The organism is Bacillus sp. A015, from assembly GCF_053851875.1.
In genome coordinates this window covers 122,561-131,827 of record NZ_JBSPZB010000009.1, presented here as the reverse complement: position 1 = coordinate 131,827, position 9,267 = coordinate 122,561, and the positions used below count along the sequence as shown (strand labels likewise).

The following is a 9,267-nucleotide window of genomic DNA, read 5'->3' as shown; positions in this document are numbered from 1 at the left end:
GACGGACCCAGAGAGTGGCTATTATGTAAAGGATGAACGTGAAAAGTCATTTGCTTATTCATTTCATACAGCTTGTGATTCAAAAGGATTTATTTTAGGGTCACTGGTCACGGGTGGAAATGTTCATGATAGTCGTATGTTGGATTCGCTTGTATCAAAGGTGACAGAGAAAGTCGGAAAACCAAATGTAGTCGCAGTAGATGCTGGATATAAAACACCTTACATTGCTAAGATTTTAATGGATCAAGAGATAAGACCTGTCATGCCTTACACTCGTCCGAGAACAAAAGCTGGTTACTTGAAAAAGAATGAATACGTGTATGACGCACATTTTGAATGAAGCTGACTATCTCAGAACATCTAAATGAATAAGAACATCTACGCAAAACGTAAAGAAACGATGAACGTGTTTTTGTGCAAAAGAAAAGCATGGTATGCGTTGGACAAAACTTCGTGGACTAAAAAAAGTTTCAATGAAAGCGATGCTTATGAATCTCAAAAAGCTAGCAAACTGGACATGGAAAGGAGCATGTCCAGCGTGAGCCAACTGATAGATTTTTATGTCACTCGCTCCTTGCCGAATAAGCACCACCTTACGCTATTCGCTTAAATAGATTTTTCAATGATGACTACACTCCGAGAGGATGCCAAGTACAGTCCATCATCATAAAATGAAAAACTGTCCTCGATACGGCTGCAGCAGACCAGCTGCTATCCAGACTCAGAATGTCCCTCTCGTATGGCCACATTCCTCGACACCTTTGTTCCGTATCCAGATACGCCATTGATAAGGGAAAGACGCATCTCCCAATAAAAAAAGAGGACACCAATCAAGGCACTTAAAGTGCTCAATGATCAGCGTCCGCAGGTTCTTCCTTCTAGACAAAATATTCACGTTCGTTTTGCTTGTTTCTATCATACGATGATCCGAACTGGAAAAAAGCCCCTTTTTCTCCGGTATGAAAGCCAATAAACACAAAAAACCTTGAAAGGCATTAGCCCATCAAGGTTTTTTATAATCTATAAATATAATCAATGCTGTCTATCTATAATCATCTCCACCTCCAGTTAATTTCCCTATCAGGATAAACTGCAGGTATGTATATACCCCTTCTCCTATTTTCATCATCAATAATATACCAATTGTTATCATCTAACCATTCTTCATTATAATTCGTTTCTTCAAAATCATTTTCCTCATCAACAAGCGCTGCAAAAAAATCATTAAATTTGTCTATATTTTTTGAGGGGGTAATCTCAGCATTAACCCACATACCATCAACATTCATATTGTGTATATCTCCTAAAAACTCGTTTAGAAAGTATAGTTTCAAAATTCTCACTCCTTAGGCGAAACCTTAATATATTGGCTAGGAATTTGCCCTTTAATCAAATACTCATTATCCCTTTTCGTCCAGTTAATTGCTCTTTTCTTCCAAAAATCAGAAGAAATAACATCTCTTTCAATCAACTTTTGAATTTGTTTTGGAGAAAGTATAACAACATTTTTTATATTTCCAGACTGTATATCTTTCCTTAAGGCTGATATATTTAGTTCAATTGCATTTTCTCCATAATTTCCAATCACATTTTTGTTATTTGTAAAACTAGTATAAGGGCTATTAGATTTAGCTCCTTTTCTATAACCTCCAAGTATATGCTCTGTAACCGTCACTTCTCGCCCTTTATATAAACCATCCTTACTAGCTGGTACTAAATTACCTGAACTCGATATATGAGGTTTACCAATTCCATTTGGTCTAGTTGGAGAGTGAAGTAAACTATCACCTCTATATAAATTACTTTTGTTGGTTAAAGAAGCATTATCTGTACCCTTAACTCCCATCTTCCAATGAAACCCTTTCGCCCCAAACGGCAAAAGCATCCCCAGCGCCGCGTTCATACTCGCTTCCTGCTGTTCTTTCGAGATCTTATTTCCAAACATATCTCTGCCCGTAATCGCTTCGCTGAAGCCGTTGGTTGCGGTGAGACCATATAAGCCTTTTTGGGATGTTTTTAGGGCGTCAAAGGATTTTTGAGAAGTCTTATAAATGTCGACTGCTCTGACTGCGGCTGACGTGGCTTGAGTGGTTTTATAGACGGCTTTTCCGCCTTTGAAAATGCGCCCTGCCCAGCCGACGATAGGGATGTAGCCTGCCGCTGCCATGCCGCCTGCTGCGACTCGCTGTCCTGCGGTGAGCTCCTCGCCTGTGATCGGGTCAACACCGGTGGCGGCACGTTTTGCATCGTTCACGCCTGTCAGTTCATTGACGATATTTCCGCCATAATCGAGGGCTTTTTCATACCAAGGACGATTTGCGAGTGCTTCTTGTTCTTTCGCGATCTCGCGGGCTTCTTCTTGTTCTTTTTTAATTTTAAGATATTCAGAAGTTTGCTTCTCAATATCGCTTTTTGCCTTGTAGATTTCGCTATTTTGATACGCTTTCTTGTCAAAATTCATAGGCGAAATGGCTTTTCCGTCATTTGTCGCATTCATCATTTCTGCGTACAATGCCATTGTAGCCTTCTGCTCAGTCTCTGACAAAGCATATTCATCTTTTAGATTTTGATCAAGTTCTATTAAATCTTTAACCGTCTTTTTTCGCTCGTCTTCTGCATCTTCGATCTTATCATCAAAGGTTTGGCTATCAAATACCTCCAGAGAAATGAGGTCATGAATATCTTCAAAAATGGTTTTCAGTGCCTTTTTTTGATCCTTTACAATACTTTTGGCGTTTTTGATTCCCATATGTACAGCGTTGTCTAAAAAGTGTTCCTCCACAAAAGTATCACCGCCAAAACTTGTATCATCAAGTGTACCAGAAACACCTTCATGAAAGGCTTTTTGCTTATCAATGAAGCTGATAAACATGTCCACATTACCTGCTAGCTCTTTATAAAAGCTTTTAATGTTATCGGCACCTTTTCCAGTGAAATCATCGCCGAGATTTGCCACGCCTTGTAGTGCCTTTTTTAAATCTACCATTTGTTCACGGAGTTCCTGATATTGTTTCGCTCTTGTATCCATGGCACTTGTTAGTGCTTTTGCATCAAGTATCTTCCCCAGAAGAATTCACTCCCTCCTATTCATTGACAAGGTCAATGTTACCAACACAAAGTTTGTCATTAAATAGGAATATAGATACAAAAACAGTATTTATTATGTAAATATATCAGTGTTTCATTAGAATGCCTTAGCTCCACCTTCGTCAGTAATAATTAAAACGTGGTTTTTACAATGATCCTTTAAATAAACATTTTTGAGCTACTCCATTATAAAAAAGCGTTATAGAGCACTTCCATGGTAAGGAAGATGTCACTAATTGAGCCAATTTGCAATCTTTATTACCTTATTTGGACTGCTCTTACAAAAAAGCACTCTCCTCAGTGTGCTTCCTTACGATTTAGACTTAAGCAATTGCAGCTCTTGATCCATGATTTCAGCTGTTTCGGAAATAAATTGAATAATTAAATCTACTTCTTCTGGTTTGTATTCGTTTGTGAGCTGTTTTGTTGATGCCGATAAGGATTGGAAGAGTTCTTTCACCTGTGTTTTCCCAGCGGTCAGTGGAACAATGATGACCCTTCGCTTGTCATTTGGGTCCTTCTCCCTTTTGGCGTAGCCTGCTTTTTCAAGCCGGTCAATAAGAGCCGTGACCGCACCTGAGCTAAGACCTGTTTTTTCACTTAATTCGCCTGCTGTGAGTGGTCCCAGTTCGTTTAATAAATCGGCTGATTTGAGATCTGTTGGGAAAAGGCCGAGCGATTGAGCGGCCGCTTGGTGGAACAAAACCGTTCGTGTGGCAAGCCGCCTCATCGTATGAATCATCAGGTCCGCTCGATCTTCAGCCCCGTTCTTTATTGACAACTTGTTATCCTCCCTTTAAAATCAATTTATCTTGATCATCAAGATAAATGTTCTCTTACTTAATGATTAAATTGATCATAGCAAAAAAGAGAAGAGAACGTAAGCAGGAGGTAAATGAAATGAATACTGTGGATAAAGGCAAGGCATCCACTCGCTTTGTTGTCATCGGTTTGCTGTTAGGTATTTTTATGGCAGCGATGGACAATACCATTGTCGCAACAGCGATGGGGAGCATCGTAGCAGATTTAGGCAGTTTTGATAAATTTGCTTGGGTGACCGCTTCTTACATGGTGGCAGTGATGGCCGGAATGCCGATTTATGGAAAGCTTTCTGATATGTATGGTCGAAAGCGTTTTTTTCTGTTTGGACTTATTTTCTTTTTAATTGGATCTGCGCTGTGCGGTATTGCACAAACGATGGATCAGCTCATTATTTACCGAGCCATTCAAGGGCTTGGAGGCGGTGCACTGCTTCCGATCGCATTTACGATTATCTTTGATATCTTCCCGCCTGAAAAGCGCGGAAAAATGTCAGGTATGTTTGGTGCAGTATTTGGTTTATCAAGTGTACTTGGCCCGCTGTTAGGTGCCATTATTACGGATTCGATCGGCTGGCATTGGGTTTTCTATATTAACGTGCCAATCGGTATCGTCAGTGTGATCTTGATTGCCAGATACTATCAGGAATCGCTTGAGCATCGTAAGCAGAAAATCGACTGGTCAGGTGCCATTACTCTTGTCGTTTCGGTTGTAAGCTTGATGTTCGCACTTGAGCTTGGCGGTAAATCTTATGCTTGGGATTCCGTACAAATCCTAACACTATTTGCTGTTTTTGTTGTCTTCGGTACCATTTTCTTTATCGTTGAGCGTAAAGCTGAGGAACCGATTATTTCATTTTGGATGTTTAAAAATCGTTTATTTGCGACATCTCAAATTTTAGCGTTTTTATATGGCGGGACGTTTATTATTCTTGCCGTCTTTATCCCTATTTTCGTGCAGGCGGTGTACGGTGAATCTGCGACAAGTGCAGGCTTCATTTTAACTCCGATGATGATAGGGTCCGTCATTGGCAGTATGATTGGCGGAACGATGCAGACGAAAGTGCCTTTCAAACGTCTTATGACCATTTCTGTGATTTCATTTTTCGCTGGGATGCTGCTGCTTGCCAACATGTCACCAGATACAGCAAGACTCTGGCTCACGCTCTTTATGATGATATCAGGCTTTGGTGTCGGCTTTAGCTTCTCCCTTCTGCCATCTGCTTCCATGAATGATCTCTCTCCGCGCTATCGCGGCAGTGCAAATTCAACCAATTCGTTTATGAGATCACTTGGGATGACGTTAGGTGTGACGATTTTCGGGACGATTCAAACAAATGTCCTGACGAATCGTTTAGCAGATGCCTTCAGCGGAATGAAAGGAGCCCCTTCTCAAATTGGCGATCCGCAAGCCATTTTCCAAGAGGGTGCCCGCTCACAAATTCCGCCTGATATTTTAAATAAAGTCATCGATGCGATGTCACAAAGTATGACGTACGTATTTATGATTGCTTTATTCCCGATTGCACTTGCGGCGATTACGGTCGTATTTATGGGGAATGCACGAGTACGCACATCAAACGAAATGAAAGAAAGCGAATAATGTGAAAAAGCAGAGCGATGCGGCTCTGCTTTTTTTTCATCTCATTGATATAAAAGATGGGCTTTGCCTTCACTGCCAACGATCCGTATTTTAGATGTGACCATGTCCTTTGCTGCTTGTTTTGCTTTTTGTAAATACATACGCGGATCTAAGCTCTCAGGTTCGTTTGAGAAATGATCACGAATGGCTTCAGAGTAGGCATTTTTCAGTTCAGTTGAGACATTGACCTTTGCCATACCAAGTGTGACACATCTTCTGACATCCTCTTCTGGTATAGCTGAACCTCCGTGCAGGACAAGTGGTACATCGACAAGCGCTGCAATTTGTTCAATGCGGTCAAAGTCAATATCCGGTACTCCTTTATAAATGCCGTGGGCGGTGCCGATCGCAGGCGCTAAAGTGGGTACCCCAGTTTCTTCTACAAATTGACGGCACTCTGATGGAATGGCTTTTTCAGCATCCTTTTCATCTACCACGATGTCATCTTCTACGCCGCCTACCTTGCCTAATTCCGCCTCTACATTCACACCTACTTTTAATGCAAGATCAACCACTTCTTTTGTGCGGCGTACATTTTCTTCATACGAATGCATCGATGCATCGATCATAACGGATGTATACCCAGCTCGAATACAGGTAAGAATCACATCAAAGTCAGTACAATGATCCAGATGAAGACCGATTGGGATTTGATATTGATCAGCTGCCGCCTTTACTGTATCTGCAATGGCTTTTGCTCCAAGAGATTGAACCGTTCCGACCGTCGTTTGCAAAATCACAGGTGACTTTAATTCAGCGGCAGTTTCGAGCACCCAATAGATACTGTCAAAGGAGTGCACATTGAATGCCACAATTCCGTATTTTTCTTTTTTTGCAGCTTCAAGCATCGGTGTTGTTGAAAGTAAAGGCATCGTCAAACATCCTCTCTAGTCAAAATTTCTGTTTTTAATACAGTGAGCATTTCTTCATTTGTTCTTGTTTCTAGCAGCTTTTGACGTTTCGCTTCGTCCATTAAGCCTCGTGAAAGGGCAGAAAGGGCTTTTAAATGAGTTGTCCCTGCTTCATTTTTTGGGATCAGTAAGGATAAGAAGAAAAAGCAAGGCTTTCCATCAAAAGCGTCCCATTCAATTCCAGTTTCAGTGCGGACGATCACGAGTGCCGGAGCTTTCATGGCGTCTGTCTGTGTATGCGGAATGGCAAATCCATCTTGAAATCCTGTTGTACTAAGAGCTTCCCTTTCAGCTAAGCCTTCTTTGACATCCTCTGGTGATGCGGAAATACCTGCTTTGTAGGCAATGTCAGCAATGGCTGCGAAAACGCCTGCCTGTGAAGAAGCTGTTTCATGAAGATTCATATAAATATGTTCCATCATTTCTCTTCCCCCTATTAAACTGCGGCTTTGTCTATTTTTTTACGATAAAGTCCGTATAGAATCGCACCGATCAAAGATCCGATCAGTATTGAAAGCACCCACTGAAATGCACCTGTGACGACTGGTAGCACAAGGAATCCGCCATGCGGTGCAGGAACCTGTACGCCAAACAGATAAGTCAAAATAGCAGAGATGGCCGAACCAAACATAATAATCGGCAGGACAACGACTGGGTTTTTGGCCGCAAACGGGATGGCCCCTTCGGTAATATGTGTAGCACCTAGAATATAGTTGATCGCACCTGCATTTCGTTCTTGTGGTGTGAAATGTTTTCGGAAAATCGTTGTCGCAATCGCAATGATGAGCGGCGGTGTAATACATGCAGCAGACACACCTGCCATGAAATAAAGATTGCCTTCTGCAAGTAAAGCCGTTCCTGTCACATAGGCTGCTTTGTTAAAAGGTCCACCCATATCAAATCCACACATAGCCCCAACAATTAAGCCTAAGAGCAGCGGATTCGTGGATTGAACGGATGAGAGAAAATCCATTAATGAATTATTTAACCCTGTAATTGGAACTAATAGAGGAGTCATCACAGCCCCTATCAAGAAAATACCGATGACGGGATAGATGAAGATCGATTTTAATCCATCAAGTGATGCAGGTAATTTTTGAAGCATGAATTGAAGCAATAGAATGATATATCCTGCTGCAAAACCTGCGATAATACCACCTAAGAAACCGGCACCTCCATCATTTGCAAGCAGGCCTCCTATAAATCCAACAACCATCCCTGGCCGTCTTGCGATCGAATCAGCGATAAATGCTGCTAAAATAGGAACCATTAAGCTAAAGCCGAGTCCGCCAATGCTTTTCAAATAGGCAGCAAACGGGTGATACGTTTCATGCTGAGGGTCAGCAGAGTAGATGCCAAATAGAAAAGAAAGGGCAATTAAAACCCCGCCGCCTACGACAAATGGAAGCATGTGTGATACACCGTTCATTAAGTGCTTATAGATGGTGTGTATCCATTTATTTGACGTCTTTTGCTGAGTGGGTGAAGGTGCAGATGTATTCTCGGTAACAGCAGTCCTTCCTTTCACTTGATGAATGGGTGCGTCTCCATTTAAAATGCTCTGGATCAGCTCAGCTGGTGTGCGTATTCCTTTAGATACAGGTACTTCTATGAGTGGTTTTCCGTGAAAACGGTCTGTGTGCACATCTTTGTCAGCTGCAACAATGACCCCATCTGCTTCCATAATGTCTTGATCGGTTAAAGCGTTTTCAATTCCTACTTGACCATGCGTTTCGACTTTGATGTCGACACCTAATTGCTCAGCAGCTATTTTTAAGGCCTCAGCTGCCATAAATGTATGTGCAATGCCTGTTGGACAGCCGGTTGCAGCGACAATTTTTTTACGGCTCATGTTGACTCCCCCTTATATCTTGTGAATGTGAATTTGCTCAATCAGCGACTTGATATCATGTAAATCACTTAAGCCTTTGGAAAATGCGGTAGATGCTCCTGTTGCAATCCCGTAGCGTAAGCATTCTTCGGCTGAATGTCCTTCAAGCTGTTTACTAATAAATGCTGCGAGCATGGCATCTCCTGAACAAGCTGTGTTTACCACCGTGCCTGTTGGTGCGTTTCCTTTTAACACGTCTTCCTTCGTGATGAATAGAGCCCCTTCTCCTCCTCGGGAAATGAGTACTTGCTCTGCACCCATCTCGATGAGTTTTTCTCCGGATTGAATGAGTTCTGTTTCTGATAAATGCTGTGTTTTACCGAAAAAAGCGGACATTTCTTCTTCATTCGGTTTTAATAAATACGGCTTGTACTGAAGCGTCTCAAGAACCGCTACAGAGCTTGTATCTAAAATGAATTTGACGTTGTTTTGATGACAAATTGCAGCTACTTCTGAAAAAATGCTGGCTGGTACGCCCTTTGGCAGACTGCCTGACATAATGAGGGTACCGCCCTGCGGGATTGCTGAAATTTTCTCGCGAAAGGCGTGAAGTGCTTTTGTCTGAATGGCAGGACCTTGATTCACGAGCTTGTATTCTTCTGTTGTATTGATAAAAACGTTAATGCGCGTAATTCCTTCAACCGGGATAAAATCTGTTGGAATGGAAAGATCTTTTAAGGATTGCTCAATATAAGAACCAGAAAACCCGGCAATAAAGCCTAATGCAGTGTTGTTAACGCCATATTTTTTTAGCATAATCGACACATTGACGCCTTTTCCATTCGGCTGATAATCCTCATCTTCTGTGCGGTTTACTGTATTTGCCCGCATTTCTTTTAATGCAATATATAGGTCAATAGCAGGATTTAAGGTGCAGGTATAAATCAATTGATTTCACCTTCTTTCTTTTCTCTAAAG

The 9,267-nt window shown here is 41.7% G+C and carries 7 protein-coding genes and 2 pseudogenes; 2 read left to right on the top strand and 7 right to left on the bottom strand.

What is annotated here, in order from left to right; translation table 11 throughout:
• Positions 1-542, top strand: a pseudogene (locus ACSLGF_RS10245) (transposase); the annotation flags it as partial.
• 510 nt (positions 543-1,052) lie between these two features.
• On the opposite strand, the gene ACSLGF_RS10240 reads toward ACSLGF_RS10245, so the two are convergent.
• The 3 genes from ACSLGF_RS10240 to ACSLGF_RS10230 all read right to left on the bottom strand — a co-directional run bounded on the left by ACSLGF_RS10240 (position 1,053) and on the right by ACSLGF_RS10230 (position 3,829).
• Complete coding sequence (locus ACSLGF_RS10240; protein ID WP_456005008.1) at positions 1,053-1,343, bottom strand: hypothetical protein; 291 nt, start codon at positions 1,341-1,343, stop codon at positions 1,053-1,055.
• A complete protein-coding gene (locus ACSLGF_RS10235) occupies positions 1,340-3,028 on the bottom strand; it encodes a ribonuclease YeeF family protein (RefSeq protein ID WP_456005006.1) in 1,689 nt (562 codons plus the stop codon). The genes ACSLGF_RS10240 and ACSLGF_RS10235 overlap by 4 nt, the downstream gene beginning before the upstream one ends.
• 369 nt (positions 3,029-3,397) lie before the next feature.
• Positions 3,398-3,829, bottom strand: coding sequence for a MarR family winged helix-turn-helix transcriptional regulator (locus tag ACSLGF_RS10230; protein WP_456005014.1), 432 nt, complete (start codon positions 3,827-3,829; stop codon positions 3,398-3,400).
• A 158-nt stretch (positions 3,830-3,987) separates the two neighbouring features.
• On the opposite strand from ACSLGF_RS10230, the pseudogene ACSLGF_RS10225 reads away from it, so the two are divergent.
• Positions 3,988-5,506, top strand: a pseudogene (locus ACSLGF_RS10225) (MDR family MFS transporter); the annotation flags it as partial.
• A gap of 43 nt (positions 5,507-5,549) precedes the next feature.
• On the opposite strand, the gene ACSLGF_RS10220 reads toward ACSLGF_RS10225, so the two are convergent.
• Genes ACSLGF_RS10220 through pfkB form a run of 4 tightly spaced genes read right to left on the bottom strand, consistent with a single transcriptional unit; the run spans position 5,550 to position 9,237 of the window.
• Positions 5,550-6,419, bottom strand: coding sequence for a class II fructose-bisphosphate aldolase (locus ACSLGF_RS10220; RefSeq protein ID WP_456005004.1), 870 nt, complete (start codon positions 6,417-6,419; stop codon positions 5,550-5,552).
• 2 nt (positions 6,420-6,421) lie between these two features.
• A complete protein-coding gene (locus tag ACSLGF_RS10215; RefSeq protein WP_456005002.1) occupies positions 6,422-6,880 on the bottom strand; it encodes a PTS sugar transporter subunit IIA in 459 nt (152 codons plus the stop codon).
• Between the two features lie 14 nt (positions 6,881-6,894).
• Positions 6,895-8,310, bottom strand: a complete 1,416-nt coding sequence (locus ACSLGF_RS10210) for a PTS fructose transporter subunit IIC (protein WP_456004999.1) — start codon at positions 8,308-8,310, stop codon at positions 6,895-6,897.
• Positions 8,311-8,322: 12 nt separating this feature from the next.
• Positions 8,323-9,237 carry a 1-phosphofructokinase gene (pfkB, locus tag ACSLGF_RS10205; RefSeq protein WP_456004997.1) on the bottom strand — a complete coding sequence of 305 codons (915 nt, stop codon included), beginning with the start codon at positions 9,235-9,237 and terminating at the stop codon, positions 8,323-8,325.
• Between the last annotated feature and the right edge of the window lie 30 nt (positions 9,238-9,267).